Source organism: Cohnella luojiensis (genome assembly GCF_004564235.1).
In the GTDB taxonomy this organism is placed as follows: domain Bacteria; phylum Bacillota; class Bacilli; order Paenibacillales; family Paenibacillaceae; genus Cohnella; species Cohnella luojiensis.
This window is the reverse complement of the sequence record NZ_SOMN01000003.1, coordinates 143,466-168,761: the sequence shown is the minus strand read 5'-3', so window position 1 is coordinate 168,761 and position 25,296 is coordinate 143,466. Positions and strand designations below refer to the sequence as shown.

At 51.6% G+C, this 25,296-nt stretch carries 30 protein-coding genes; 1 reads left to right on the top strand and 29 read right to left on the bottom strand.

Annotation, left to right across the window (positions count from 1 at the left end; genetic code table 11):
* Positions 1 to 15: 15 nt before the first annotated feature.
* From bshB1 to E2980_RS04560, 5 genes are read right to left on the bottom strand one after another with little or no spacing between them, the layout of a single operon-like run.
* Positions 16 to 729, bottom strand: coding sequence for a bacillithiol biosynthesis deacetylase BshB1 (bshB1, locus tag E2980_RS04580; protein WP_135150943.1), 714 nt, complete (start codon positions 727 to 729; stop codon positions 16 to 18).
* Between the two features lie 7 nt (positions 730 to 736).
* Positions 737 to 1,159, bottom strand: a complete 423-nt coding sequence (locus E2980_RS04575; protein ID WP_205699917.1) for a methylglyoxal synthase — start codon at positions 1,157 to 1,159, stop codon at positions 737 to 739.
* Between the two features lie 32 nt (positions 1,160 to 1,191).
* Positions 1,192 to 1,995, bottom strand: coding sequence for a 4-hydroxy-tetrahydrodipicolinate reductase (gene dapB / locus E2980_RS04570; RefSeq protein ID WP_135150942.1), 804 nt, complete (start codon positions 1,993 to 1,995; stop codon positions 1,192 to 1,194).
* Positions 1,996 to 1,999: 4 nt separating this feature from the next.
* Positions 2,000 to 2,548, bottom strand: coding sequence for a tetratricopeptide repeat protein (locus E2980_RS04565; RefSeq protein WP_167746968.1), 549 nt, complete (start codon positions 2,546 to 2,548; stop codon positions 2,000 to 2,002).
* A 46-nt stretch (positions 2,549 to 2,594) separates the two neighbouring features.
* Positions 2,595 to 2,963: a nucleotide pyrophosphohydrolase gene (locus tag E2980_RS04560; protein ID WP_135150940.1), complete on the bottom strand. Its 369-nt coding sequence runs from the start codon at positions 2,961 to 2,963 to the stop codon at positions 2,595 to 2,597.
* Between the two features lie 85 nt (positions 2,964 to 3,048).
* On the opposite strand from E2980_RS04560, the gene E2980_RS04555 reads away from it, so the two are divergent.
* Positions 3,049 to 3,918 carry a YitT family protein gene (locus E2980_RS04555; RefSeq protein ID WP_135150939.1) on the top strand — a complete coding sequence of 290 codons (870 nt, stop codon included), beginning with the start codon at positions 3,049 to 3,051 and terminating at the stop codon, positions 3,916 to 3,918.
* A gap of 5 nt (positions 3,919 to 3,923) precedes the next feature.
* Here E2980_RS04555 and E2980_RS04550 read toward each other — a convergent pair whose 3' ends face one another.
* The 24 genes from E2980_RS04550 to aroH all read right to left on the bottom strand — a co-directional run bounded on the left by E2980_RS04550 (position 3,924) and on the right by aroH (position 25,291).
* Positions 3,924 to 4,862 (bottom strand): sporulation protein YpjB, encoded by a 939-nt coding sequence (locus E2980_RS04550; protein WP_167746967.1) that lies wholly within the window; start codon positions 4,860 to 4,862, stop codon positions 3,924 to 3,926.
* A 43-nt stretch (positions 4,863 to 4,905) separates the two neighbouring features.
* Positions 4,906 to 5,565 carry a DUF1405 domain-containing protein gene (locus E2980_RS04545; RefSeq protein WP_135150937.1) on the bottom strand — a complete coding sequence of 220 codons (660 nt, stop codon included), beginning with the start codon at positions 5,563 to 5,565 and terminating at the stop codon, positions 4,906 to 4,908.
* Between the two features lie 78 nt (positions 5,566 to 5,643).
* Complete coding sequence (locus E2980_RS04540; RefSeq protein ID WP_135150936.1) at positions 5,644 to 6,519, bottom strand: c-type cytochrome; 876 nt, start codon at positions 6,517 to 6,519, stop codon at positions 5,644 to 5,646.
* A gap of 19 nt (positions 6,520 to 6,538) precedes the next feature.
* Positions 6,539 to 7,210 carry a menaquinol-cytochrome c reductase cytochrome b subunit gene (qcrB, locus tag E2980_RS04535; protein ID WP_135150935.1) on the bottom strand — a complete coding sequence of 224 codons (672 nt, stop codon included), beginning with the start codon at positions 7,208 to 7,210 and terminating at the stop codon, positions 6,539 to 6,541.
* Positions 7,211 to 7,229: 19 nt separating this feature from the next.
* The gene (locus E2980_RS04530) at positions 7,230 to 7,763 is read right to left on the bottom strand and encodes a Rieske (2Fe-2S) protein (protein ID WP_135150934.1); all 534 of its coding nucleotides are present in this window, start codon (positions 7,761 to 7,763) and stop codon (positions 7,230 to 7,232) included.
* Between the two features lie 359 nt (positions 7,764 to 8,122).
* Positions 8,123 to 8,572: a DUF2487 family protein gene (locus E2980_RS04525; RefSeq protein ID WP_240702886.1), complete on the bottom strand. Its 450-nt coding sequence runs from the start codon at positions 8,570 to 8,572 to the stop codon at positions 8,123 to 8,125.
* Between the two features lie 213 nt (positions 8,573 to 8,785).
* A complete protein-coding gene (locus E2980_RS04520) occupies positions 8,786 to 9,955 on the bottom strand; it encodes an RNA-guided endonuclease InsQ/TnpB family protein (RefSeq protein WP_135150932.1) in 1,170 nt (389 codons plus the stop codon).
* Positions 9,952 to 10,362: an IS200/IS605 family transposase gene (gene tnpA, locus E2980_RS04515; RefSeq protein ID WP_135150931.1), complete on the bottom strand. Its 411-nt coding sequence runs from the start codon at positions 10,360 to 10,362 to the stop codon at positions 9,952 to 9,954. Before tnpA ends, E2980_RS04520 begins: the two co-directional genes overlap by 4 nt.
* A gap of 208 nt (positions 10,363 to 10,570) precedes the next feature.
* Positions 10,571 to 10,753: an IDEAL domain-containing protein gene (locus E2980_RS04510; RefSeq protein ID WP_135150930.1), complete on the bottom strand. Its 183-nt coding sequence runs from the start codon at positions 10,751 to 10,753 to the stop codon at positions 10,571 to 10,573.
* Positions 10,754 to 10,777: 24 nt separating this feature from the next.
* Positions 10,778 to 11,233, bottom strand: coding sequence for a gamma carbonic anhydrase family protein (locus E2980_RS04505; protein WP_135150929.1), 456 nt, complete (start codon positions 11,231 to 11,233; stop codon positions 10,778 to 10,780).
* Positions 11,208 to 12,431: a hypothetical protein gene (locus tag E2980_RS04500; protein WP_135150928.1), complete on the bottom strand. Its 1,224-nt coding sequence runs from the start codon at positions 12,429 to 12,431 to the stop codon at positions 11,208 to 11,210. Before E2980_RS04500 ends, E2980_RS04505 begins: the two co-directional genes overlap by 26 nt.
* 105 nt (positions 12,432 to 12,536) lie before the next feature.
* A complete protein-coding gene (locus tag E2980_RS04495; protein ID WP_135150927.1) occupies positions 12,537 to 13,145 on the bottom strand; it encodes a histidine phosphatase family protein in 609 nt (202 codons plus the stop codon).
* Positions 13,142 to 13,753 (bottom strand): anti-sigma factor family protein, encoded by a 612-nt coding sequence (locus E2980_RS04490; RefSeq protein WP_135150926.1) that lies wholly within the window; start codon positions 13,751 to 13,753, stop codon positions 13,142 to 13,144. The genes E2980_RS04495 and E2980_RS04490 overlap by 4 nt, the downstream gene beginning before the upstream one ends.
* Positions 13,750 to 14,346, bottom strand: a complete 597-nt coding sequence (locus E2980_RS04485; protein ID WP_135151051.1) for an RNA polymerase sigma factor — start codon at positions 14,344 to 14,346, stop codon at positions 13,750 to 13,752. The genes E2980_RS04490 and E2980_RS04485 overlap by 4 nt, the downstream gene beginning before the upstream one ends.
* Before the next feature lie 455 nt (positions 14,347 to 14,801).
* Positions 14,802 to 15,938 carry a prephenate dehydrogenase gene (locus tag E2980_RS04480; RefSeq protein ID WP_135150925.1) on the bottom strand — a complete coding sequence of 379 codons (1,137 nt, stop codon included), beginning with the start codon at positions 15,936 to 15,938 and terminating at the stop codon, positions 14,802 to 14,804.
* A gap of 4 nt (positions 15,939 to 15,942) precedes the next feature.
* A complete protein-coding gene (gene hisC, locus E2980_RS04475) occupies positions 15,943 to 17,040 on the bottom strand; it encodes a histidinol-phosphate transaminase (protein ID WP_135150924.1) in 1,098 nt (365 codons plus the stop codon).
* A 152-nt stretch (positions 17,041 to 17,192) separates the two neighbouring features.
* The gene (gene trpA / locus E2980_RS04470; RefSeq protein WP_135150923.1) at positions 17,193 to 18,038 is read right to left on the bottom strand and encodes a tryptophan synthase subunit alpha; all 846 of its coding nucleotides are present in this window, start codon (positions 18,036 to 18,038) and stop codon (positions 17,193 to 17,195) included.
* A complete protein-coding gene (gene trpB / locus E2980_RS04465) occupies positions 18,035 to 19,240 on the bottom strand; it encodes a tryptophan synthase subunit beta (RefSeq protein ID WP_135150922.1) in 1,206 nt (401 codons plus the stop codon). The genes trpA and trpB overlap by 4 nt, the downstream gene beginning before the upstream one ends.
* Positions 19,237 to 19,920 carry a phosphoribosylanthranilate isomerase gene (locus E2980_RS04460; RefSeq protein WP_135150921.1) on the bottom strand — a complete coding sequence of 228 codons (684 nt, stop codon included), beginning with the start codon at positions 19,918 to 19,920 and terminating at the stop codon, positions 19,237 to 19,239. The genes trpB and E2980_RS04460 overlap by 4 nt, the downstream gene beginning before the upstream one ends.
* Positions 19,917 to 20,723 carry an indole-3-glycerol phosphate synthase TrpC gene (trpC, locus tag E2980_RS04455; RefSeq protein WP_135150920.1) on the bottom strand — a complete coding sequence of 269 codons (807 nt, stop codon included), beginning with the start codon at positions 20,721 to 20,723 and terminating at the stop codon, positions 19,917 to 19,919. Before trpC ends, E2980_RS04460 begins: the two co-directional genes overlap by 4 nt.
* On the bottom strand, positions 20,713 to 21,759 hold the full coding sequence (gene trpD, locus E2980_RS04450) for an anthranilate phosphoribosyltransferase (RefSeq protein ID WP_135150919.1): 1,047 nt from the start codon (positions 21,757 to 21,759) through the stop codon (positions 20,713 to 20,715). The genes trpC and trpD overlap by 11 nt, the downstream gene beginning before the upstream one ends.
* Before the next feature lie 30 nt (positions 21,760 to 21,789).
* Positions 21,790 to 23,370, bottom strand: a complete 1,581-nt coding sequence (gene trpE / locus E2980_RS04445; RefSeq protein ID WP_135150918.1) for an anthranilate synthase component I — start codon at positions 23,368 to 23,370, stop codon at positions 21,790 to 21,792.
* Positions 23,371 to 23,943: 573 nt separating this feature from the next.
* Positions 23,944 to 24,624, bottom strand: coding sequence for a hypothetical protein (locus tag E2980_RS04440; protein ID WP_135150917.1), 681 nt, complete (start codon positions 24,622 to 24,624; stop codon positions 23,944 to 23,946).
* 298 nt (positions 24,625 to 24,922) lie between these two features.
* Complete coding sequence (aroH, locus tag E2980_RS04435; protein WP_135150916.1) at positions 24,923 to 25,291, bottom strand: chorismate mutase; 369 nt, start codon at positions 25,289 to 25,291, stop codon at positions 24,923 to 24,925.
* Positions 25,292 to 25,296: the final 5 nt, after the last annotated feature.

Genomic DNA, 25,296 nt, shown 5'->3' with positions numbered 1-25,296 from the left:
CCGACTTAATCGCGATTAGAAGCGATTCAGCGCAACCGGGCCTTTGGGAATAAAGCCTTCGGCATAGGACCATTTCTTGGCTTGCCCAAGCAATCGGTCCCTCGCTGCGACGTTATCCAAGTAAGCGCCGGTAAGCGGCGTTTCTACCCAGTCGGCTTCATGGCCATCCGGCATGAACTGAGAACGGTAAGCCTTAAGGGCGTTCATCTTGATCTCGTGCACTTCGCTAATATCTATTAATAGCTGCGGAGCGTGGGTATCGTTAATAAAGTAGAAAAACAGCTGTTCTACGGTCCATGCCGGATATTCAGGCATATACTTTCTTAGCTTGGCATTGAATACCGCTTCTTCGGCCATCCGGCTGCACGCGATATGATCCGGATGCCTATCCGCGAAATAAGGAGCGAAGACGAGCCGCGGCCGGTACTTGCGGATCGCGGCAACCATCGGGTCTACCTGCTGGGCGATAACCGATAACCGCCGATCCGGCAAACCGAGATTGTCCCGAACCGTCAAGCCGAGTATCGCGCTTGCCGCGGCCGCTTCCCGTTGTCGTAACTCCACGTTGCCGTTAGAAGACATCTCCGCGTACGTTAGATCAATGATGCCCACCGTTAATCCGTCTTGAATGTGCTTGGCTATCGTACCGCCCATGCCGATCTCCGCATCGTCCGGATGAGCTGCGAATATTAGCATGTCTAACGTTGGGTTATTCCGAGTAGGATTCATTATGCCTTCATCCTTCTATTCCGGGCTTATATTTATGTACGAGCTCTCGCCATGCGAAGTCTCCGCGCTCCAGCGCTTTAACGAGCAGCTCGCCCGTGGCGACATTCGTAGCGACCGGTATGCCTTGAACATCGCATAACCGCAGGAGAGCGATAATATCCGGCTCGTGCGGTTGAGCCATAAGCGGATCCCGGAAAAACAAAATGAGGTCCATCGTGTTCTCCGCTACCCTTGCTCCGATTTGCTGGTCCCCTCCGAGCGGTCCCGACATGAATCGATGTACGGAAAGGGACGTATTCTCCATAATACGAGTGCCTGTCGTGCCCGTTGCGTACAGGCGGTGATGCTTAAGTACATGTTCGTATGCGATCGCGAAATTAACCATTTCATCCTTCTTGCGATCGTGAGCGATAAGTGCGATATCCATCATGGAAATCAATCCCCTCTCCTAGGCAGTGCCAGCTAATCCAAGAAGTGTTCGAAGCCGTACACCATCCCGGTAACCGTCATAATCTTCTTAATGGCTGTATTGACTCCCGGCATGTACCCAGCGCGATCGTAAGAATCATGGCGAATCTTCAGGGTTTGTCCGAATGCGCCGAATACGACCTCCTGCTGAGCGAATACGCCAGGCAGCCGAACGCTATGTATGCGGAATCCGTTATAGTAACCGCCTCTAGCTCCTTCGATAACCTCTTCCTCGTTGGGGTTGCCTTGACGGAGCTCTTCCCGGGCTTCCGCTATCCACTCCGCCGTTTTGATCGACGTTCCGGACGGCGCGTCTAGTTTTTGGTCCCCATGGTATTCAATGATTTCCACATGGGGAAAATACTTGGCAGCCATCGCGGAGAATTTCATCATTAAGATGGCTCCGATAGAGAAGTTGGGCGCGATCAACCCGCCGATGCCTTTCTCTTTGCACTGCTTGTCCAACTCGGCAATCTGCTCTTGCGTGAACCCGGTCGTACCGATGACGGGTCGAACGCCGTATGCAAGCGCGGTTTCCGTATTGGGCATGGCGGATTTCGGATTCGTGAAATCGACCAGAACGTCCGGGCGGCTTACGGACAAGGCGTCACCAAGATGCGGAGTCACGATGACGCCTGTATCCGGCTTGCCGACCAGCGTACCGGCGTCAACGGGACCCGCGGAAGTAGCGATTGCCGCGACAAGCCGCAACTCGGGATCCTCCAATACCATTCTGACGACCTCGCGGCCCATGCGTCCGGCTGCTCCGGCTACGGCAACCGTAATTTTGTCCGACATGCTATCACCTGTTCCTTCTCGAATTGTAGTGGGAGTATTGTTGTTTAAGAAGACGACGCCTTTCGGCTCGCACTTCGTGCAGCAGTCGTTTGGCTTCCTCGAGCTGAGGTTCAAGCTGCAGAGCATCTTGCAGAGAATCAAGCGCAAGCTTGTATTTCCTCTGCATCCGGTATAAAATACCGAGCAGTAGCCTAGCTTCGGCAGAGAGCGGATCGAGATAAGCGGCTTCCTTAAGATACGCAACGCTTTGCTCTAAATCCGGAATAGGCATCTCGAGCAATTGCCTAGCCACCGTAATCTTTTGCCTAGCCATCATCGTCCGAAGATTCAACTGATAGGTCTTTTCATTAGGATTCAGCTCAACCGCTCTATGGGCATAAGTCATCGCAAGAGAGAGCTTTCCGCTTCTAGCGCAAGTAATCGAGCCTCTATAGTGGTACTCCGCATTGGTTGGTTCCATCTCGATCGCTTGCCCGAACCAGAACACGGCTGATTCAAAATCCCCATGAAAGATGGCTTCATATGCTTGCCGGAGGCACGTTTCCCCGTCCATGCCGACCATCCTCCCTTCACTTCGGGGATAGTACAGCATATGATTATTAGCCGTTATCGGTGTCCATCTTCGTCCAACGGTCCGCATCTCGGGTATTGAATTTGTGCATGACCTTCCGATGGGCTTCCGTCAAGTCGATGCCGAGAGAGTTGGCAAAGCAAGTGACGATGAATAAAATATCGCCGAGCTCCATTTCGATGGAATTATCCGCTTCGTCTCTTTTTTTGGGCTTCTCGCCGAATTGGTGATTGACTTCCCTTGCCAGTTCACCGACCTCTTCCGACATCCGCGCAAGCATGGACAACGGGGAGAAGTACCCTTCTTTGAATTGCGATATGTAAGCATCCACGTCACGTTGAATGTCTGCTAGCGTACGCTCGGCTAGCGTTAGTTCGGTTATGCGAGACTCTCCCATCGTACGCTTCCTTTCATGAAGGTGTCTATCCTATGTTAGCGTAAGACGTATGCGAAAACAAATGCATTTTTGGAGGAATCGTACTATGAATCAATCATTGGTTTGGAGCAATGTCAGATCCTGGGGCTTGGTCGTCTTGGGAACGGCACTCTATGCGTTCGGATTGCAGTTTTTCATTATTCCCAATCTGCTCATGGAAGGCGGAGTGACGGGCGTTGCCGTACTCTTGAACTATGCGCTCGATCTACCCGTTTGGTTGACGTCTTTGCTCATCAATCTTCCCTTGTTTATTTTAGGATGGAAGCAGCTCGGAAAAAGCGCGATGATCTTCACGTTGGCGGGCACGATTCTGCTCTCGCTGTTCTTATGGATCGCCGAAGTGCTCGTGGACGAGGGCTGGCTAGTCCCGTTTACTTCGGAGAATGACTTCATCCTCGTGGTTCTGTACGCGGGCGTTACTCTTGGAATCGGGCTGGGTCTCGTTTTTCGAGCCGGAGGTACTACGGGAGGGGTCGATATCGTTGCGCGGATCCTGCACCGCCTACGCGGCTGGAGCATGGGGCAAATCATCTTAACCTTGGACGTGCTCATCCTTGGCATCTCCCTCTTCTTTATTCCGAAGGAAAAAGTGCTTTACACACTAGTGAGCGTATTCATCGCCGCGAAGATTATCGACTTCATTCAAGAGGGCGCATACGCGGCTAAAGCATTCACCGTGATCTGCCATAATCCCGAGAAGCTTGCAAAGGACATTACCATAGAGCTTGACCGCGGAGTTACGCTCATGCCGTCGATCGGAGCTTATTCCGGGGAAAATAAAACCGTTATCTATTGCGTTGTCAGCCGGTTTGAAATTCGCAAATTAAAAAGCCTCGTCCGTCAGCATGACCGGAGGGCCTTTATCGTGATTAGCGATGTGCATGACGTGCTCGGCGAAGGCTTTAGAGACGAATAACGCACTCATCGTTTATCTTTGCTATTCCATCTTTTCATCAGCCTTTGCGCGGCATCCTCCTGCTCGTCCCGCTTAGGCGGGCTCTTAACAATTCTTGAGTACTCATCGACTTTATACCGCCTCCATCCGACCCAGGTCAGAATCGTAACGATAAACGAGCCCATCATGGCCGACCAACCCCAGGATGGCGGAGCAACGGGTAACGGAGGCACGAAAGCGGCGGAGGTTTCCTTGTTGCCGGGAAACAAATCGTCCATCGCCTCTTGCAGCGGCTGAATCGTTCCCTGCAATAGTTGGTTCGTTGGAGAATCCGCGTGCAAGATCCGTCTCGCATACCGGATGACCGAATCGCTTCGTTCTACCTTCCATGGTTCCGTTTGAAGGATCGCCGCGGTACGAATAACGCGATAATGTTCGGATAATTGATGAAAAGCAAGCAAGGCCGATTCAGGAGCAGGACCGGATATCGTCCCGCTCTGCGGTATGGCTTTGCGCATTTTCGCTAGATCCTCCTGCAGGACGCTTCGGTATTGATGCCAAATCGGCTTGTCCGGATGAACCAGCGCATCAGCGGCCAACCTCAGAGTCGCAGAACCGGATTTCCACTTCTCCTCGTTAGGTTTTACCGCTGCAATCGCTCGTTTCATGTCCGTGATACTCTGTGCGAGAGCATGTATCCCATCAACGGTAGCAATTTCCTTCATAGGCAGGTTGCGAAATTGCACCTCGATTTCCTTCAAATCGTTAATCGCTTTTGAAAGCTCTCCCTTGTTCACGGCATCATACAGGCTCTCAGTCGCGGTTAAGAACCGTTTGAAAGCGTTACTAGAAGTTGATGCGTTCATCGAGGGTACGACAATCAGCAATCCTAGCGTAAATAAAAGGCTGCCGATCGTCATTCTAATCCAGAAACGCCGCTCACCCCGAATATGAAACGAAAACACGGACATCCCCTCCTACCCCATAGATATGAGGGGATGTCCGCATTTAGAACGACTTGTCCTTGCCGCCTCTTACCGGGAAAGCGAACTTGGCGATCGCGGCTGCCAGTACGCTGACGGCAGTCAGAACGAATGTAAAAAGTCCGACGTAAAAGAGATCATCGTCAAGCTGCCAAGGCAAAGAAGGGAATACATCGAATCGATAATCGATCGTATCGTTAAGGAATGTCCATGCAGCGGCGGCTAGCAACGCTAATCCGCCGAACGTAAAGAATCTGGCATAGAAAAGCGCCGTTAACGCCATCGCGGAGTGCCCTACGATCAGCATCCAATGTTCCCACTGCAGCGTATCTCCTTGGGCTTGTCCCGCAAAGATGATCGCCGTAGCCCATACCCCGTATTTCACGGAGGTGACGACGCCAAGCGCCTCCACGATTCCGCGTACCCCATTCACCCACCCTCGTCTCGAAGGCTTAGGAGATATCCATAACCATAGAACCGCAATAGCAAAGAACAGAGATGCCGTAGGGCTGTCCGGCACGAAAGGAATTTGCCAATGCGGATTGTCATTCCATGTCCTCTGCAGCTGATCCTTGTACCAATAATAACCATAGACGGTTCCCGGAACGTAAATAAGCATCAACAGCCGCAAGGTCGCGGGGTGAAGCAATATACTCCGTGAAACGAGCCATTTTAACCAACTCATCCTATCCGTCCCTTCCTCGCCTATCCGTTATAAAAAAACCTGACCGATTAAGGTCAGGTTTTAGAGCGAAAAAGAGCGTTATTCCGCCGCTTCCGCTTTTTGTTTGGAAAGCCATGTCGCGATTTGATCGATTTGCTCGGCAGTAAGCGTATCCTTAAAGGCAGGCATTCCTTCGCCTTTACCGTTAGTAATCGTAGCGACTAATTCTTCCTTGCTCATTACATCGCCGATTCCTCGCAGCGCAGGACCGCTGCCGCCTTCGAGCTCTGCTCCGTGGCAAGCAATACAAGCCGCTTGCGTCATCGTATCGGTGAAAGCCGGATCGTCCGCGGCAACCATCGCGGGTATTTTCTCCTTGCCCGGAACCGGACGCGGCAATCCTTTCTCGACGGCTTCTTCCGCCTTGATCTCGCGTTCGATATGCTCGGGAACTACTCCGTTCTTCTCCAACTCGTGAGTGTAATGATCCCATGATACCCATGTGAGGTACGCTACAGCCACCAAGGAAACCATCATGAGGGAGGAAGCGATCGGACGACGATAGAACCGGCGTTCCTTGCCCGTATCCAAGAATGGAGCGAGCAGAAGCGCGATGAAAGGCAACCCCGACAATCCGAGTACGCCCAATACAAGATAATCTTCCGACGCGTAAGGGTATTTCAACAATTGGTACAAGAAAAGGAAATACCAGTCCGGCATCGGAATGAAGGACCCATTTAGCGGATCCGCAGGATAGCCAAGCGGTGCAGGTTCGGCAACGACCAATACCAAGAAACCTACCAGTACGACAACCCCGACCATCCATTCTTTAAGCAGGAAGTTCGGAATGAAAGCTTCCGACTTGCCTGGATACGCGGAATAATCCGGAGGAGTCACGTTCGAGTAATCACGTTTGCGTATGCGAGAATCGCCAATGAAGACGACTTTTTCGTTTGGATCATGTTTATGCGCCATCGCTTGTCACTCCCCTCTCTTACAGTGGCCCGGAAATGCCCTGTTTTCGAATCATAAAGAAGTGTCCGGCAAGCAATGCTAGCAGCGCACCAGGCAAGAAGAACACATGGAAAGCGAAGAATCTGGTCAGCGTTTGCGCGCCGACGATCGTTCCGCCGTTCAATAACTCCTTGATGTACTCGCCCAAGATAGGCACGGCGCCGGCGATTTCCAGACCAACCTTCGTCGCGTAATACGCTTTGTTATCCCAAGGGAGCAGATAACCCGTAAACCCTAGGCCTAACATGACGAAGAAAATCAACATTCCGACTACCCAGTTCATCTCGCGGGGCGCTTTGTAAGAACCCGTGAAGAATACGCGAAGAGTATGTAGGAACATCATGACGATAACAAGACTTGCTCCCCAGTGATGCATACCGCGCACGATCGCTCCGAAAGCGACTTGATGCTGCAGGTAATCAACGCTGTAATAAGCGTTAATGATATCCGGGACGTAATACATCGTCAGGAACATCCCCGAAAGGATCTGTATGACGGTAATAAAGAACGTCAGCCCGCCGAAGCAATAAACGAAAGCGGAAAAGTGGTGCGCCGGGTTAACGTGCTCAGGAACCTCGTGATCGGCGATATCTCTCCACATCGGCGTAATATCTAGACGTTCGTCGATCCAATTGTACATGTTTTTGAACATGGGACGAGACGCCCTCCTTCTAAACGCGACTATTCGGTTCTAATGGGCCTAAGTAAACCCAACCATTTTCCGTTTTGACTTCGTACTCGTCTAGCGGTTTTGGCGCAACTTTTAGGTTTTTGCCGTCTTTGGCGTAACGAGCTCCATGGCAAGGACAATGGTACTCGTTAGGCGCTTCTTCGCCGCCCCAGCTCACCATGCAACCCAAGTGCTTACATACGGGGGACAGAGCGTAGACCTTGCCGTCGTCGCCCTTCGTGATCCATGCCGCAAGCTTAGGATCGCTTTCAAACCAGCCGTCTACCTGATGAATCTTGAATTTCACCTCGGTCGGCTCCTTCGTCACCTTGCTTTCCTCGATGACTTTAACGAATCCGCCTTGTTCTTTCTTTTGCAATATAGGATCTACGGCAAAGCGGATCATCGGTAAAATGGCCCCGCCCGCCATGAAGGCTCCTGCTCCGCCAAGCGTATAGGACAGAAACTGACGTCTTGTCATTTCTTTGCGCTTGACCGGTTTATGCGTGGTTTCTTGCTGCTCATTGTGGTCCATTCATTCTACCCCCTTTGCCACACCAATCTCGCGTCCGGTACGGACTTTAACATTTTGTTCAACAATCGGATCGCTTAACTAAACTTTGGTTTGCGACGCATCCGATTGCACGATACAAACGTTCAACGCCGTTCAAAGAACGCCTGCAGTCGTTTTACTTGACAAGGACATAACTATAATAGCCCACGCGCTATGGAGCGTCAAGAATAGGGTCGGGACTTTCCTTATTCCGCGGGATTCGCGAAACTAAAATGTTCTCAAATTGTCACATTTCCCCTTGGGTTGTGTCTGCCTATTGTTTACCCCATGCAGCCCACCTTATGCGTCCTTTGCTTGATGAATAGTCCGATGGGAATGTTTTATCCGACCGGCTTCCGCCACAGTTCTGCAACTAATTTGCTTATCCTCTGCGTGTCCGGTTCCCCTTCGTCCGAGTCAGGCCGGATAATCAAATCCGCGTTTAGTCGTTCTTCCTGATGTACGGCTTGTCCGCTAATCACAATGACATAACGAAAGCCGACAGATTTCCAAGACCCGATTAACCGGTTAAGGCGATCTAGTTGTTCCCGACCCCCGAAATCATAATGGAATGCGGGCATCGTAACCGTTCTCCCGCGAAAGGCTTGCTCTACGGGGGCTAGCCATTCCCCGGTACGCGCGACTTTGTCCGTTGCCTCCCAAGGCGACTCATCGCCCGTTAATCCCGATAAGGGAAGCAAACAAGTATCCAGGTAAGGCTGCAGCTCCGGCCAGCTATCCGGATCGATCTCGCTGAATTTCATCTGAAGGATCCACTCCCCAATCTCCATACTCACTATAATCGTACTCCAAAAGAAAGAACAAATGAACCTCCCCTGCGTACGCTTCGCTAAGAAGCAGGGGTTTCTTACCAGCCACAGTCGTTACTTTCTATAAGCAAATGGGTTGCCCATTTGCTTTCGCTGAATGCGGAAACGTAACGACGAGGTTCAGTAAGCAACACTTTTTCAAGTGGGTGGGAACTCACCATCTACTACTTCTCGCTAAGCGATCCGTAGATACTTGAATGACTCTGTTTCGCCCAAATATCGAATATCCCCATGTAGATACTTGGACAATATTCCTTTGCTGCCGTGAACATCCCGATGTTCTTTATAGCCGCAGGAACATTTGTAGTTTCTTGTAGAAGTCTTATTTCTTCTACCGCAACAAGGGCATTGTTGACTAGAGTAGCTTTCATCTATGCTTGTCAAGTTCGTTCCATGTGCTTCAAGTTTATATTTGAGCTGCTTTTTCATCTTGCCAAAACTCCAATTGGACAGCTTTTGATTCAGCAGCTTTCTTTTTTTCTTTTTTGTATTTCGCTGTACACCCTCCACTTCTCCGATTACAACTTCCTTGACTTCATGTTCCTTACACCACTTTACGAAATGTTTTGTTGATTTGTGGATGACATCATTTAATTGCCGCTCGCTTTTGCTCAAAATGAAGCGTTTGGCTTGATTGTACTTTTTCCATTGCCGGCTCCCTTTTTTGCACTTGCTCATCAGCTTCTGAAGCTCGGCCAGCTTTTTATTTCGGAGCCGGTGAATACTTCTTGCTTTTCTCCCCGTTATGATGATCGCTTTGTTTTCCGTTGTCGTTGCCGCGATGGAGTGAATTTCACCCAAGTCAACGGCTGCAACCTCGTTTCCATGGTTTACTGCGGCAGCTTTCCCATCATCGTAGCTCATGGAAACCATCAATCTTCGATCGAATACAAGCTCAATTTCTTTAATTTCCGCATCAGGCATGTCAGGAACGATGATCTTGATCGGTTGCTGGCGCTTACCGTCTTGGATCCCCAAACTAAGAAGAATTGTATTACCTTCAATTTTGAACGATTTGTCAACCCATTTCGTATTGTAATGCCTCTTGTTTTTGTAAGGGTATTTGGAATTCAGGCCTTGTTTCTTTGCTTGTTTGGCGCTTTCTCTGGCAAAAAGATATTTGTGGCTTACAGCCTGAACGGACTGCGAGTGAAGGGGGAACTGATTTTTCAATGCTGCTTGAAGTTCCGTTTGGCCAATCCATTTCCCTTCATGCGCCAAGGAATAGTTCTTGGCGATGACAAGACACTTATTCCAAATTTGTGCCGATAACCGGTTGCACGCAAACAGCCGTTCAAGATCGAATTTAGTTGTTTGAAATGCTGTTTTGATACAACGGATCATCTTGTTTTCGCCTCCTTTCCTTGGTTTTCAATGTATGCCTTCAACACCTCCAAAGGCGCGCCCCCTGCTGTAATCATACAGTAGCTCTGCGTCCAAAAATATTCCTTCCACAGATTCTTTGTAACTGCGGGGAAATCTTTTTTGATGAGGCGAGAACTGGCGCTCTTGTACGCATTGATAAATTTGGATAACTCGGTGTTCGGATGAGCTTTGAATTGAACATGAACATGATCACCATCGTGATTCCACTCGATCAATGCAACATGATAGTTTTCTCCTATGCGTACAAAAACGCCTTTCGCATATTCGGAGATATCGTCTGTCATTACTCTTCTCCGGTATTTGATACAAAGAATGAGGTGGTAATGAAGAGAGAATACTGAGTGATTATTTGAATCTAATTTCACAGATACACCAGCCTTTTATCTAACTAAGACTGACTATATCAAACGAACACAACTAAGAGCAACAATAACTTCCAGGCTTCGCCTGGCCGATATTCATCCCCTCCCTAAAGAGGAAGGGGACTTCTCTCGGAAGACCGTTAAAATGAAAAAACCCGACCGTTTGAGGTCGGGTCATAAAGGGATTAGCAAATCGTCCGCTGCATGCGGCCTATCGCTGAATCGTTTTTAGTTCTTCGGTTAATCGCCGAAACGATTCTACATCGCCTTGCGCAAGCGCATCATCGATCGCATGATATATTTTCTCCGTCCGGTAATTGCGCAGCGCTTCGTCCAGGACCATTTCTGCCGCCAATCCCAGCATCGTCTCGTAGGCGACTTTCATGTTGTCCATTCGTTGCACCTCCGAAATCCGGCGTTAGGGCTCCCTGCCAGGGCTCCTATATTGCTCGCCTTTGCTCACGTAGCTGTCAGCCGTACTTTTCATCCGCTGCAAATCTTGTTCCGTTAACTCTCGAACAACCCTTGCCGGAGATCTTAAGCATAAAGTTCCGGGCGGAATGACCTGATTTTCAGTTACGAGTGCGCCGGCTCCCACTAAAGCATATTCACCGATGTCCGCCCCGTTCAAGACGATAGCCCCCATGCCGATCAATGTACTTTTGCCTATCTTGCAGCCATGGATGATAGCCGCATGTCCAACGGATACTCCGTCTCCCGCGATGAGGGGCTGGTTTGAGTTTACATGATCGATAACCCCGTCTTGAATATTACAATGCTCTCCGATGACGATAGGTGCTAAATCTCCACGCAGCACCGCATTAAACCAGATGGTGCTTCCAGCTCCGTCAAAGCCTTGGCTTACTAAGATCAAGAATCAACTTATCCTCGATAACCAGGGAATTTCCCGATACGAGCGTTTTCCCCTGCGGAGTAATCCGTACGACGCTGACGCCATCCGCCGTTTCCCCCCAGCGCAATACGCCAAGGTGCATGAGCATGATCAGCACGCGACGTTCTAGAACGTCTTTCTGCGTATCGTAATAGTAGGGTCTGACAAGAGGCTGCAAAATTTGATGGATCGATTCCACAGTTACCCAATCCGCGGACAATCTCATAATCCATTGCGTCAAGGTGGATAGATTAGGGATTGCACCTTTGTATAGTCGCAGCCAGAACCGATAAAGCTTGGTCGGGTCCGGCTTGGCCATCCCATCGGCCACGTTGCGCCCTTCGGGAGTGAGCGTGAGTCTATCCTTCTCCTCTACGATAAGGCCCTCGTAGTAAACAAAATCATAGAGCAACGAGAAACGATCCGGATAATCATGGAACTTGCGACCATATCCGAACCTCCAGCCTCCCCGATTCGGCAGGGTCTCGTTCACGGAGAGGAGGTCCAGCGCTTGCGCGATTTGCCGTTTGTACAAAACGCCCTCCGAGGTTAATTGCAAATCATTATCCCTAACGTACCGGAGAAAATGAACGATGTCCTCTAAGAGCAAGTTTCTCTCGTCGCGGTACGCCGGGGGTTCGTCCATGATCACGAGCGAGGAACGGTAACGTTTCTCGAGCGCGTCGCATAGCCTGAGCTTCACGTCTTCCGGCACTTGGTACAATTGTCGCGTCTGTTGAGAGAATCCGTTAAAAAGCCATCCGAACCTCTTAAATCTCGAGATGGAAAGCCTTGCCGTCTCATCGGGTCCCGGAGGGGGCTTCTGTTCCGTATTCTTGCCTTTGCGCGTACGATTTACGGGACTCGGAACAATCGGGATGGATTTCGCCTCTGCCGGCGTTTTGTCAACCTTTGCAGGTTCGCCGCCAAGAGCTCTTGCTTTCAGTTCCTCGAGGCTATATGCCGTCCGGTTCTCGAATACAAGCGAATTTAAGAACCGCAAATCGTTTCCCGTCATTTCTCCCACTCGCGACTCCATCACATCCCGTCTTTGAACAGTCGATAGGATCGACTGAATCAACTCGTTCTTGGAATGGCTGCTGCAGTTACAATCATAGGTTTCTGCAATTCTTGTCAACTCGGCAATATCTGCGTAACAGAGCATGTCAGCCAAGTTCATCGGCATACCCCGCTTTACGGAGGGATTTACTGTTCAGTATGGGCGCGGGTTGCCTGTCTTAAACGTTATCTATACGCAAAAAAATCCGGGCGAATGCCCGGATTCTTAAATGGAGGATTTAATTGTCTCTTCCGTCAAATGCCGCGTGCAATTATGGAGCAAAGGATACCAGCCTTCCTGTTGCTTCTCTAATAGGGTCAACGACATATTAAGCAAGTGCGAATCATTAAGGTCCGTACAGAGCGATTGCAACATTCTAGCCAGAAAGCTGCCGTGAGTAACGACTAACCACGCTTCTCCCGAATGCTTCTCGAGCAGTTCGTCAACAAACTCATGTCCGCGAGCTTTAATGATCTCGTCGGTCTCCTGATCCGGAACTAATCGTCGCCACTCCACGCCCCAGCGGGACAATCGTTCAGCCTCCGTCGTCCCTTCCGCTTGCCCGAAGGAGCGCTCCCTCAATCGGGAATCCTTGATCAGCGGTATGCCTAGACGTTCGGCAAGAATTTCCGCGGTCTGCGAGGCCCTCTGCAAGTCGCTGCAGTAGATTCCGTTCCATTGCCCTGCCTCTCTCGCTAGCCGGTTGGCAAGCAAACGAGCTTGCCGTATACCTTCGGCGCTAAGCGGGATATCCGTAATACCTTGTATTTTGCCTAGTTGATTCCATTCCGTAATTCCATGACGCACCCATCCGATTCGCGTGGCTGACCTCATGCGCGCACCCGCGAAAACCAATTGAGAATGAGCAGGGTCATGATCATGCCGACAATGGAGAGGGCAATCCAATACTCCGGCATGGCAGGCGATACATGAAGCATATATGGATCACTTAGGCTGGCAACAGGTACTTCCAGGTAGAGACTATCGCCGCTTTGGTGACTGGCCGCGAATGCGTTGGCGGAGTCCGTAACGTTCGTGTCTTTGCTGTTCGCACCGCCGATACCGCCGATACCGCCGAATGCGGTGTAAAGAAATCCGCACACGAACAAAGCTAATAACGCGGCCAGAATTCCTGCAACCTTCCGCCTGAACGCGAAGGTGAAGGAATAAGTGCGGCGAACGGTTGGCATATACCAGCTTTGTTCCGCGTAAATGCGGTTCATAACGTTCTGATTCATCCAAGCGGTAGTCACAGGCTCATCTTCCTGCACTTCATCGAACGGCAGCTCTTGAATCAATAGCGCGCTTTCTTCCCATATCCTGAACTCTTCCGCGCATTCGGTACATTCCCGCACATGCCTATCAACGGCGAGTCTCTCGGCGGAATCTTCGGGCAAATCCCGATAAATTCCGAACCATTCCCCGGCTTCTTCGCATTTCATCGCAGCTTCATCTCCTCGTACTCCTTCATCATGGCCGGTTCGGTAAAGTACGATTCCAACTGTGTTTTGACACTGGCCCTGGCCCGGAATAACAACGATTTGACGGAACTGACCGTCTGTCCTAGAATGTTGGCGATTTCTTGGTAGTCCATTCCATCATATTCTCGCAGAATAAGCGCGGACCGCTGCTTCTCGGGCAAGCTATTGATGGCCTCTCGTACCATGGAAACCTTCTCGTTGCGCAGCAAACGCTGCTCGGGCGCCTCCTCGGGAGGTGCGGCCGGTATGTATGTGGAGTCGTCGAGCGAGAGATGCGCCGTCTTCTGCTTGCGCAATTCACTGAGAACCGTATTACGTGCAATGGTATATAACCAGGTTGAAAAGGAAGCATCGACTTCCCTAAAGGAATGTAAACTCCGATATGCCTTGTAGAAGGTTTCCGAACTTAAATCTTCCGCCATGATTTCAAGCTTGGCGCTCTTGAGCATATGATATACAAAAGACAAGATCTTCTTCTGATAACGCCCCATAAGAGTAGAATACAATTCTACGTTGCCGTCTTTAATTTCCCGTATTAATTGGGAATCGGTCATCATAACCGCGACCCTCCCCCCATGTCAGGGTGAACGTTCGCAGCCGGTAGGGTGTTAACCTATTGTACCGGCTAAAAACGAAAAAGTTGCGCTTAGCGGCGCATGAATGTTTGTAAGCCAGTATTTTACAAATACTATATGCTATTGTATCACAGGAATGGGCATGTTGAGCTTAAAAATTTCTCAAATTTTATAGGGAATTGTGACCTTTACATGCCGAAAATGAATTAATCGCAAAAGGGCAAAAAAAATCCACCCCGAAGGGTGGCTGCACAAAGTGCTAGGATTGGATAGGAGTGGAGAGAAACCATACTGTACCTTTATTATATGTATCCGTTTTCATTTTGTCAATAAGCGTTTACATTTTATTTTTAAGCGTTTACAACTTGTCTTGAAGCGGTTCTATACCGATTTTCAATTAAAAGAGGCTGCATGTGAATGCAGCCCTCTAATACTTACATATGAACGTCATATCCCATTGATTTCAATAATGCCGTCGCATTATCCAAGTCATCGGATTGTTGGAAGGATAGCCGCAGTACTCCCGGTACGTCTTCTCTACTCTCGATGATCCGCAGATTGCTGAGGTTGATCTTGGCTTGACCGAGCTCAGTTGCGATTTTGCCGATAATGCCCGGGTGATCCGGTACGTCTACATAACATTCGTAGACAGACGTAATCATCCCCTTTCGGCGTTCCGGCAGCTGGCTGCGGAATTGTCCGGCGCGGCGGAATTGCTCCGCTACCCCATCGCCGTCCCCTTGTTCGATCAAAGCAACGAATCGGTCCATCTCGCCTTGCCAGTCGCGAACAAGCTTAATCATGACTTCGCGATTGTTGAGCAGGATATCCCGCCAGATCAGAGGATCGCTGGACGCGATCCGCGTGATATCCCTGAATCCGCCCGCTGCCAGCCTTCGATATAACTCGTTAGTCTCATTGTAACCTGCAATCTGGTTCACGAGAGCAACGGCGATCATATGCGGCAAGTGACTGATCGCCCCGACGATATCGTCGTGCTGGATGGCGTCAGTCTTAACGATGTGGGCCCGCGTCCATTTCAGAAGCTGCTCCAGCTTAAGCACGCATTCGTCCGGCGTGCCTTCGGTAGGCGTCAGCACATAGAAAGCATTCTCCAACAGATGCAAGCTTGCGGCTTCCACGCCGGAGCGTTCCGAGCCCGCCATCGGATGTCCGCCGATGAATACGGCGCCTTGCAGCGATAACTTAGCCGCATGGCGGACGACGGAAGCTTTGGTGCTCCCTACATCGGTAATGATGCACCCCGGTTTTAGAGGCAGCTTGGATAGTTCCTCTACATATTCCTCCAGCCGTCCGACTGGAACGCATAGAAACATAAAATCCGCATCCTTCGCCGCTTCCGCGATCGAAGTCGTTGCCCAGTCCACGACGCCGCGGGCCACGTATTTCCCCGTAGAGGACGCATTGACCGAATGACCGACGACTTCAACGCCTGGCTTACCTTTAAAACAAAGCGCGAGAGAGCCTCCGATGAGGCCTGCTCCGAAGATGGCGATCTTGATCCGATTCGATTCGTTTAATTCCGCAAAGCCGCTAAACTCTCCGCTCATGCCTTCACACCTTTACCGCTATTTCTTGCAGCACGGCAGTCAGTGCGGCGATAACCTTCTCGTTCTGTTCCCGGCTTCCGACGGTAATCCGGATATACGTCGGATATAGCTTATGACCCGCCCTTACGATGATGCCCCTGCGGAGCAACGCATCGAATACTTCTTGGGCCGATCTCTTCACGTCGACCATGATGAAATTTCCGTATGCCGGAAATGCTTGCAAACCAAGCTCTGCGAAAGAGCTGTTGAAATACGCTAAGCCTTGTTTGTTCGCCGCACGGCAATTCGCGATGAACTGTTCGTCTGCAAGGGCTGCCAAAGCGGCCGCTTGGCCGAATCTGGACGTATTGAACGGCTCTCTGACCTGATTGATGCTGCGGATGACGTCCGGGCGACCGATTCCGTAGCCGATTCGCAGAGATGCCAGCCCGTATATTTTCGAGAATGTACGCAGCAAGATAATATTTGGATATTTATTAAGCAGCTTCAATCCATCCGGAAAAGCGGGATCGTCAATATATTCGCAGTAGGCTTCGTCCAATACGACAAGGACATTGCTCGGCACCTTGGATAGGAACCGCTCCACTTCGTCGGCCGTGTTGATCGTTCCCGTGGGATTGTTCGGATTGCACACCCAAATGACTTTGGTTTTGTCCGTAACCCGTTCTAACATCGAATAAAGATCATGAGTGCCTTCTTTAAGCGGGACCTCGACGATAACCGCGTTCTCGATCTGGGCGTTATGCTTGTACTGCGGGAACGTCTGATCCGCCATGATCGTCTCGTCCCCGGGCACGAGGAACGCGCGGGCGATCATGAGAATGATTTCGTCGGATCCGGCTCCGAAAATAATCTGGTCGGGGTTAACGCCGAACTTACCGGCTATGGCGCTCGTTAATTCAACGGCCGCCCCGTCCGGATATATGCTAATGTTCTCCATTTCTCGAGCAATAGCTTCTTTTGCCTTGGGAGAGCTGCCGAACGGATTTTCGTTGGAAGCAAGCTTGATGACTTCGGTTAATCCGAGCTCCCGCTTTACGTCATCAACGGGTTTGCCGGGTTGGTAGACGGGCAAATGTACGATATTCGGTTTCGGTTGCATGGGTTTCCCTCCTGAGATCACGACAAACGGAGCGTTACGAGCTCCGCCGTTCGGCGGAACGTCAGTCGCTCCGTATGGAAATGTGTATTCTATTGTGACACATCAGCGCGGCACTGTACAGATGGCTTTTGCGTTCCGGCCGAGTTGGATGGCTAAGAAACGGACGCCCTTGGCTTCAGTCCCGCGATAAAATCCTGAACGGCTTGAATGCCTTGCTTGCGTTCCGACTCGTTAGCGGACGTGAGCAACGGCAATGCATCCTCGACTTGGCGTACGATCGCGCTGCCGACGATAACGCCGTCGCATTGGCCCGCGAACCGTTCCGCGTGTTCGCGGGAAGAAATACCGAAGCCGACGCAGATCGGGACGGACGCCGCTCTGCGAACGGTGCTAAGAAACGCGTCGATACCTTCGTGGAAAGTGGAACGCACGCCGGTAACGCCTAAGGACGAAACGCAATACACGAACCCTTTGGCATTGGCGGCTATGCGTTCCACTCGGGCTTCGGAAGTGGGAGCAACGAGCGGTATCAAATGAATCCCGCTTGCTTCCGCGAGAGCGCGCGTCTCGGAGTCTTCCTCCAGCGGCAGGTCGGGAATGATTACGCCGCTGAACCCATGCTCTTTCAGAAGCTCGAAGAAGCGCTCTAATCCAAGTTGCAGAGCCGGGTTGAAATAACTAAACAAAATAAAAGGCATCTTAACGCCCCGGGCTCTTGCGCTCGAAGCGACTGCCATGCAATCCGTCAAGCTGATGCGGTTCTTAAGCGCCCGCTCGGAAGCGCGCTGAATAACGGGACCGTCCGCGAGCGGATCGGAATACGGTACGCCGAGCTCGATCATGTGGGCTCCGGCTGCCTCGGCCGCTTGCACCAACGCAACCGAAGTGTCCAAGTCGGGGTCGCCCATCGTCATGAAGGGAATCAGCGCCGTTTCCCCTTTCGCTTTCAAATCGGCGAAAACGGTATCGATTGCGTTCGGTATGGATGTCGCGCTCATAATTGCTTGCCCTCCTCTGCAGCTAGATAAGACATGATCGACTCCACGTCTTTGTCCCCGCGGCCGGATAAGCTCACGACGATGATCTCGTCTTTGCCCATCGCCGGAGCGATCTTCAGCACTTGAGCGATCGCGTGCGCGGATTCTAGAGCGGGGATAATGCCTTCCATGCGGGATAGCATGCTCAATGCGTCTAAGGCTTCCTTATCCGTAATCGGAACATACTCCGCGCGTTTGATGTCTTTCAGATAAGAGTGCTCCGGTCCGATGCCCGGGTAGTCGAGTCCCGCGGAAATCGAGTGAGCCGGCAATACTTGTCCGCCCTCATCCTGCAGCACGTAGCTCATGGAACCTTGGAATACACCCGGACGGCCTTTGGTCATCGTTGCCGCGTGCTCTTCGGTATCGACGCCGCGGCCGGCGGCTTCCACGCCGAGGAGACGAACGCTTTTGTCCTCGATAAACGGGTGAAAAATACCGATGGCATTACTTCCGCCGCCGACAGCGGCCACGACGACATCCGGCAAGCGTCCTTCGGCTTCTAAAATTTGCTCCCGCGATTCCAATCCGATAATGCGCTGAAAATCGCGTACCATCATCGGATAAGGATGCGGACCCGTAACCGATCCGAGGATGTAGTAAGTATCGTCGACATGACTGACCCAGTAGCGTAACGTCTCGTTGCAGGCATCCTTCAGAGTTCGGGTACCCGACATGACGGGAATGACTTCCGAGCCGAGCAGCTTCATGCGGAATACGTTTAACTGTTGGCGCTTCGTGTCCTCTTCGCCCATGAACACTTTGCATTCGAGTCCCATAAGAGCGGCTACAGTCGCGGAGGCTACGCCGTGCTGTCCGGCTCCGGTTTCCGCGATCACTTTTTTCTTGCCCATGCGCTTGGCTAGTACCGCTTGTCCGATCGTGTTGTTGATCTTATGCGCGCCGGTATGGTTCAGATCCTCGCGCTTGAGGTAGATTTTGGCGCCGCCAAGGTGCTGGGATAACCTTTCCGCATAATAGAGCGGCGTCGGGCGTCCGGAATATTGCTTCAACAAGTATCGGACTTCCTCGAGAAAATCGGGATCGTCTTTATATTTCAGGTAAGCTTCCTCAAGCTCGATTAGGGCATTCATTAAGGTTTCCGGGACGTATTTCCCGCCGAAAGGACCAAAGCGTCCGTGTTGATCCGGTACTTGACTCATGAGCTTTTCACCCTTTCTACGAATGCGGCGATTTTATGATTATCCTTAACCCCGTCCGTCTCCACACCGCTGGAGATATCGACGCCGTCGGGAAGGTATGTCGTAATTAACTCGTCTGCGTTATCGGGATTCAGCCCGCCGGCGATGAATAATCGCAAGCCGTTGTTTCGGGCAGCCTCCTGATAGGATGGGATAACGTCCCACCGAAAGGCTGTTCCCGTTCCTCCGCCTGCCGTGTCGAGCAAGATGGTAGATACAGCGTCCTTGTAAGCTGTGAGACGATCTGCGCCGCTTTGTTTACTCGTCGGTTCTGATCCCTCGGATATTGGCAACGCGCGCCACACGTCAATCCGGAAGCGCTCGCGCACCTCTCGGCTGAACTCCGGCGTTTCCTCGCCGTGAAGCTGAACGACGTCGAGAGGCACGTCTGACAGCGTCTCTGCAAGCTGCTCCATCGTCGGGTCGACGAACACGCCGACCGTCAGAGGAGGCTTGCCGCCCGCCATCGGAATTTGCTTTGAAACGGCTTGGAGTTGGGCTGCTTGCATTGGTGTCAGTTGTCTACGGCTTTTCGCGAACACGAAACCGATGTACTCCACCGGAAGCCCGTTCATTCCCCGCAAAGTCGCCTCTTCTTTGATTCCGCATATTTTCACCATCGACGGCTTCTCGCTCGTCATCTCGTCGCGCCTTCTTTCGATACCGGTCCGAGAAGCTCGTTGACCGCGTCCTGAACGTTCGCTTGGCGCATGAAGTGCTCGCCGATCAACACCGCTTGCGCGCCAGCTTCGCGAACGAACGCCACGTCGTCCGTAGAAGCGATCGCGCTTTCGCTGACCGCGACGATTCCTTTCGGCATAAGCGCGATCAGCTCTTCCGTTACTTTCAGGTCCGTTACGAAAGTTTTCAGATCCCGGTTGTTGACGCCGATCAGCGATGCCTTGCCAATGTCTAGAACGGTCTCCAGTTCAGGACGATTGTGAACTTCAACGAGCACATCCAATCCCAGATCGCGAGCAAGCGTATAAAAGGTCGATAACTGGATCTTAGTCAGAATGGCGGCAATCAGCAGAATCGCGTCTGCTCCGATGAGTCGCGCTTCGTAGATTTGGCGCTCGTCAATGGTGAAGTCTTTACGCAGCAAAGGCGCATTAACATGCTCGCGAATTTGCTTGAGGTATTCATTGCTCCCCTGAAAATAATCCGTATCCGTCAGAACGGATATGCAGTCCGTTCCTGCTTGCTCATATGCTTGAGCTAGGCTGACGGGATGGAAATCCGGACGGATAAGGCCTTTGGAAGGACTCGCTTTCTTCACTTCCGCGATGAGCCCGACCGGACGGTTGCGCCCAATCAGCGCTTGTTCGAAGCCTCGGCATGGGGCGAGATCGGCGATCGTTCGTTCCGCTTGGCCGATGTGTAACGTTTGTTTAAGCTCCTGCACTTCTTCGTGCTTGGTGGCGACGATGCGATCAAGAAACATGGCTCACTTCTCCCGTCACAGCAATCCATTGCTGCAATTTATTCGCCGCAAGGCCGGAATCGATCGTTGACGCGGCGATCTTGACGCCTTCCGGCAACGAGTCGGCGCGACCCGCGACATAGATGCATGCCCCGGCGTTAGCGAGCACGACGTCACGATAGGAACTCTTCTCTCCGGCGAGTATCCGGCGTATGATTGCGGCGTTCTCCGCCGCGTCTCCGCCCTGCACCTCTCCTAGGGATACGGTGGACAGACCTAATTGTTCAGGCGTGATGTCATAGGTGATAACATCTCCGTTCCTTAGCTCGGAAACTTGGGTAGGCGCCGAGATGCTAATCTCGTCCAATCCGTCATGGCTGCCCACGACCATCGCCTTTTTCAAGCCTAACCGGGATAACACTTCCGCGACTGTCGCAGTACGAGTCCGATCGTATAAGCCGATAAGCTGGCGGTCCGCGTTAGCCGGGTTGGTGAGAGGGCCTAACATATTAAAGATGGTGCGAACGCCTAATTCTCGTCTTGGCGCGGCAGCATGCTTCAGAGCGGGATGATACAATTGCGCGAACATGAAGCACATTCCCGTTTTCTTGAGGCAGGTTGCCGCTTGTTCCGCGGTGAGGTTAATGTTGACTCCCAGCGCTTCCAACACGTCTGCGCTTCCCGCCTTGCCGGACATCGCGCGATTGCCATGCTTCGCTACTCTTGCTCCCGCAGCGGCGGCGATAATCGCGGATACCGTAGAAATATTGAATTTATGAATGCCGGACCCGCCGGTGCCGCAAGTATCGAGAAGATCATGGTTTTCCGTGGCGACATGGTTGGAGAAAGCTCTCATCGCTTCCGCAAAACCCGTGATTTCGTCTACCGTCTCGCCTTTCAAGCGAAGCGCGATAACGGTTCCGCCGATCTGAGCGGGCGTTGCTTCGCCTTTCATGATCGTCGTCATCGTACCGTAAGCTTCATCGCGAGTTAAATCGCCGCCGCTCATTATCTTGGCTAATGCTTGCGGCAGGCTTATCGTGAGAGTTGTGCTCATATCGCCTGATTCCCCTTCCCTATATTCGCCTTAGTCATAATCCAGATTCGTGCGGCGGTCTCCTGCTAGGACGGCAGAGAACTCATTGCCATTGCGCTTGGCGGAACCTGCAGGCGGAAAAGCCGCTTCCGCGGAACGGATCGCTTTGAGCATTCCCTTCGCTTTATTGACCGTTTCCTCGTACTCATTCTCGGGTATGGAATCCCAGACGATTCCCGCTCCGGCTTGCACGTAGGCTTTGCCATGCTTGAAAATAATCGTCCGAATCGTAATGCACGTGTTCAAATTTCCGGAGAAGCCCAGGTAACCTATGGCTCCGGCGTAAGCGCCTCTTGCTTCGTTTTCCAACTCGGCAATGATTTCCATAGCCCTTAGCTTCGGCGCGCCTGACACCGTCCCCGCCGGGAGACAGGAAAGAAACGCGTCGTAGAAGTCTTTATCCGGTCTCAATTGTCCCGTCACGTTCGATACGATGTGCATGACGTGGGAATAGCGCTCGATTTCCATGTAGCTATCGCACTTGACCGTGCCGAAGGTAGACACCCTGCCCAGATCGTTGCGGCCCAGATCGACGAGCATGACATGCTCCGCGCGTTCCTTCTCGTCCGCCAACAGTTCCTTCTCGAGCGCCAAGTCTTCCTCGGGCGTTTTCCCCCGCGGCCTCGTGCCGGCGATCGGACGGGTTTCTACCTTGCCGTTATCCACTTTGACCAGCAACTCGGGGGAAGTCCCCACCACTACCTCGTCATCCAGCTTGAGCACGTACATGTACGGTGAAGGATTCATTGTTCTAAGCACGCGGTAAACGTGGAGAGGATCCACTTCGGTTTCGATATGGAAGCGTTGCGACAACACCACTTGGAAAATATCGCCGGCGCGAATGTATTCCTTCGCTTGGTTGACGTTGTCCAGAAACTGCTGCTTTGTTAGATTCGACGAGATTTCTCCTAGATCCGGATCCTGCGGAGGCGTTCCTCTCGAAGGTTGAACCGGTATCGGTTGCTGAATTCTACGAATCGTGTCGTCTATGGCGTTTAACGTTTCCTTGTACGCGGATTCGATGTTTGCGTCAGTCGCACCTTCGGGAACGTGCACGTTGCCGATGACGAGCACCTGCTGCTTAAAGTGGTCGAAAACGATGATGCGGTCGCAGAACATGAATTGCATGTCATCCATATTCAGATCGTCCGTAGGATGCGGCGGAAGCTTTTTCTCGTAATACTGCAACAGGTCGTATCCGAAAAATCCGATCGCCCCGCCCGTGAATGGTGGAAGCTCGGGCAGCGCCGGACTGCGATAGGAGCGAAGTTTCTCGCGGAGGAGCTGCAACGGCTCGGTTGTCTTGTGGGACTCTGTCTTTCCGTTCTGTTCCAAGGTTAGGTGATTTTGCTTTAGTTTCAGAACGAGGAACGGGTCGGTTCCGATAAAAGAATACCGGGCCCATTTTACGCCGCCTTCTACGCTCTCCAGCAGAAATGCGCGCTTGTCACGGCTTAAATGCTGAAACACCCTAATCGGCGTTTCCGTATCCGCCAGCAATCTACGGACGACCGGAATGACGTTATATTGCCCTGCCATTGCTTTGATTCCTTGCAGCTCCTGCTGATCCATCGCTGATCTCTCCCTTGTCGACGACTCATCCTCACATGAAGCGTCTATTCTATCATTTCCGTGCTCGACAGGTGATGAAAAGTGGCCAAAATAACCATTAAAAAAGCACCCCTGCTCGGCAGAGATGCGCGTAATCGATAAGTTTAGGCTCCGACTTCATCGCGATTGCACGGCAATGCCCATGCTGCGCAAACGATACGGATTCTCCGCTCATCTCTTCTCATCTCTACTCGCATCCGCGTAAGTTGCCGTCCCTCTGGCCGACCGTTCCGCGATGCATAATATGTAACTAAATATAGCACTCCGTAGCAGTCAGCGTCAACTAACTTTAACTGACTACTCTTTATTCCCTCTAACAATTTTAGACCGCTGTCAGCGGCTTAGAGCTCTAAACCAATCGGATTTTTACTGTTTAGACCGCTATCAGCGGCTTAGAGCTCCAAACTAACCTGATTTTCGCCATGTAGACTGCTGGCAGCGACTTAGAGCTCCAAACTTAGACCGCTGGCAGCGGCTTAGAGCTCCAAACTAACCTATTTCCATTTAACACCGCTCTCAACGACTTATAACATTCTACCAAAGATACTTACTCGCGTCCTTGTCTAACACATATTCATGATGCCTTTGTCTATCGGCGTTGGTCGGATGCAATAATCTCTTATCGACCATTCGCTTTATCATTTTGGTGCTGAAGTCGTTGCTTTTCCCCAAACACTCCCGCAAGTCGGCCATCCGAATGGGGCGGTTCAACCATATCGCGTAACGGATAATCTCGCGCTCGTACAAATTCAGCTTCTGATAATTATCAGAGCCCGCATTCCCGCCATATCTGCCGTATAACTCATACAATGCCCGCCTGCACATATCCGGTTTTTTGTTCATTTCGTCATAAGAGAAAGGGACGAATCTCAATTGCAAAGCTCCCATTGAGCGAACTCTTTGTTTCTCGAAATCAAAACGTGGTCGAGTAATATTCTCCGCATGAGACACGTAACCTTCTGCCTCCAACCCAAACCGGAACGATTCATCCACGGCATCGACATAGGCTTTTACCCCGGAGAGGGTAGTGATCTCTTTCTCCAGCGTGATTCCTTTAAACGACCTGCGTACTGGCCAGAAAATATCCACCAACAGCATTCGTTCCCCCTCGCTTTGTTCTCGCAACTTCTCCAATCTCATTCCCGAAGCTCCGCGAATTTGTTCCTGTAACAAATCCGCATATTCCTTTTCCGCTACCGATATCGACATCGACATCAATATCCCTCCCTGACTGAATTAAAAACAAAAAACGCCGCCCCTCCGAAGAGAGAAACGGCGTGTGCTTCACGCGAGAACCGATAAATGCTGTATTAGAGAAGACTGGCGCTGGGTTGGTGCTGGGTTGGTGCTGGGTTGGTGCTGGGTTGGTGCTGGGTTGGTGCTGGGTTGGTGCTGGGTTGGTGCTGGGTTGGTGCTGGGTTGGTGCTGGGTTGGTGCTGGGTTGGTGCTGGGTTGGCTGGGTTGGTTCTGGGTTGAGCGGTGTTCTGCTGGACTACAGTCAGTACGCGCCGTGTTACTTCCCCGCTAAATCCGGACGAAGAGCTTGTGCTCTGTTCAGATAAACGTGGCGAATTTCCTTCTGGGAAGCTTCCGTGTTCACGAGTACCATGAGACGGATGCATTTCTCCAAGCTGCCCTTGACCGGAACTTCCAAAGAACACATGAGCGGCACAAGCTCCCATCCGTCCATCTGGCGAATAGCGCGAGCCGGGAACGTGGCGTCCAAATCCTGAGTTACCGTTACGAATACGCTGGCGATATCCTCGGGAGTAAAATGATTCACTTCTACGATGCCGTTCAGCAGCTCGATTGTCGCATCCAAGATCGGGCCCTCTTCGTTCAATTCAACCGTTATGGCTCCGCGGATTCCCCTAACGCTCATAGTTG

What these genes read in the sequence shown, in the direction of transcription:
- bshB1 (WP_135150943.1), bottom strand. Translation starts at nt 729, where the DNA reads ATGAATCCTACTCGGAATAACCCAACGTTAGACATGCTAATATTCGCA.
- E2980_RS04575 (WP_205699917.1), bottom strand. Translation starts at nt 1,159, where the DNA reads ATGATGGATATCGCACTTATCGCTCACGATCGCAAGAAGGATGAAATG.
- dapB (WP_135150942.1), bottom strand. Translation starts at nt 1,995, where the DNA reads ATGTCGGACAAAATTACGGTTGCCGTAGCCGGAGCAGCCGGACGCATG.
- E2980_RS04565 (WP_167746968.1), bottom strand. Translation starts at nt 2,548, where the DNA reads ATGGACGGGGAAACGTGCCTCCGGCAAGCATATGAAGCCATCTTTCAT.
- E2980_RS04560 (WP_135150940.1), bottom strand. Translation starts at nt 2,963, where the DNA reads ATGGGAGAGTCTCGCATAACCGAACTAACGCTAGCCGAGCGTACGCTA.
- E2980_RS04555 (WP_135150939.1), top strand. Translation starts at nt 3,049, where the DNA reads ATGAATCAATCATTGGTTTGGAGCAATGTCAGATCCTGGGGCTTGGTC.
- E2980_RS04545 (WP_135150937.1), bottom strand. Translation starts at nt 5,565, where the DNA reads ATGAGTTGGTTAAAATGGCTCGTTTCACGGAGTATATTGCTTCACCCC.
- E2980_RS04540 (WP_135150936.1), bottom strand. Translation starts at nt 6,519, where the DNA reads ATGGCGCATAAACATGATCCAAACGAAAAAGTCGTCTTCATTGGCGAT.
- qcrB (WP_135150935.1), bottom strand. Translation starts at nt 7,210, where the DNA reads ATGTTCAAAAACATGTACAATTGGATCGACGAACGTCTAGATATTACG.
- E2980_RS04530 (WP_135150934.1), bottom strand. Translation starts at nt 7,763, where the DNA reads ATGGACCACAATGAGCAGCAAGAAACCACGCATAAACCGGTCAAGCGC.
- E2980_RS04525 (WP_240702886.1), bottom strand. Translation starts at nt 8,572, where the DNA reads ATGGAGATTGGGGAGTGGATCCTTCAGATGAAATTCAGCGAGATCGAT.
- E2980_RS04520 (WP_135150932.1), bottom strand. Translation starts at nt 9,955, where the DNA reads ATGATCCGTTGTATCAAAACAGCATTTCAAACAACTAAATTCGATCTT.
- E2980_RS04510 (WP_135150930.1), bottom strand. Translation starts at nt 10,753, where the DNA reads ATGGACAACATGAAAGTCGCCTACGAGACGATGCTGGGATTGGCGGCA.
- E2980_RS04500 (WP_135150928.1), bottom strand. Translation starts at nt 12,431, where the DNA reads ATGAACTTGGCTGACATGCTCTGTTACGCAGATATTGCCGAGTTGACA.
- E2980_RS04495 (WP_135150927.1), bottom strand. Translation starts at nt 13,145, where the DNA reads ATGAGGTCAGCCACGCGAATCGGATGGGTGCGTCATGGAATTACGGAA.
- E2980_RS04490 (WP_135150926.1), bottom strand. Translation starts at nt 13,753, where the DNA reads ATGAAATGCGAAGAAGCCGGGGAATGGTTCGGAATTTATCGGGATTTG.
- E2980_RS04485 (WP_135151051.1), bottom strand. Translation starts at nt 14,346, where the DNA reads ATGACCGATTCCCAATTAATACGGGAAATTAAAGACGGCAACGTAGAA.
- E2980_RS04480 (WP_135150925.1), bottom strand. Translation starts at nt 15,938, where the DNA reads ATGAGCGGAGAGTTTAGCGGCTTTGCGGAATTAAACGAATCGAATCGG.
- hisC (WP_135150924.1), bottom strand. Translation starts at nt 17,040, where the DNA reads ATGCAACCGAAACCGAATATCGTACATTTGCCCGTCTACCAACCCGGC.
- trpA (WP_135150923.1), bottom strand. Translation starts at nt 18,038, where the DNA reads ATGAGCGCGACATCCATACCGAACGCAATCGATACCGTTTTCGCCGAT.
- trpB (WP_135150922.1), bottom strand. Translation starts at nt 19,240, where the DNA reads ATGAGTCAAGTACCGGATCAACACGGACGCTTTGGTCCTTTCGGCGGG.
- E2980_RS04460 (WP_135150921.1), bottom strand. Translation starts at nt 19,920, where the DNA reads ATGACGAGCGAGAAGCCGTCGATGGTGAAAATATGCGGAATCAAAGAA.
- trpC (WP_135150920.1), bottom strand. Translation starts at nt 20,723, where the DNA reads ATGTTTCTTGATCGCATCGTCGCCACCAAGCACGAAGAAGTGCAGGAG.
- trpD (WP_135150919.1), bottom strand. Translation starts at nt 21,759, where the DNA reads ATGAGCACAACTCTCACGATAAGCCTGCCGCAAGCATTAGCCAAGATA.
- trpE (WP_135150918.1), bottom strand. Translation starts at nt 23,370, where the DNA reads ATGGATCAGCAGGAGCTGCAAGGAATCAAAGCAATGGCAGGGCAATAT.
- E2980_RS04440 (WP_135150917.1), bottom strand. Translation starts at nt 24,624, where the DNA reads ATGTCGATGTCGATATCGGTAGCGGAAAAGGAATATGCGGATTTGTTA.
- aroH (WP_135150916.1), bottom strand. Translation starts at nt 25,291, where the DNA reads ATGAGCGTTAGGGGAATCCGCGGAGCCATAACGGTTGAATTGAACGAA.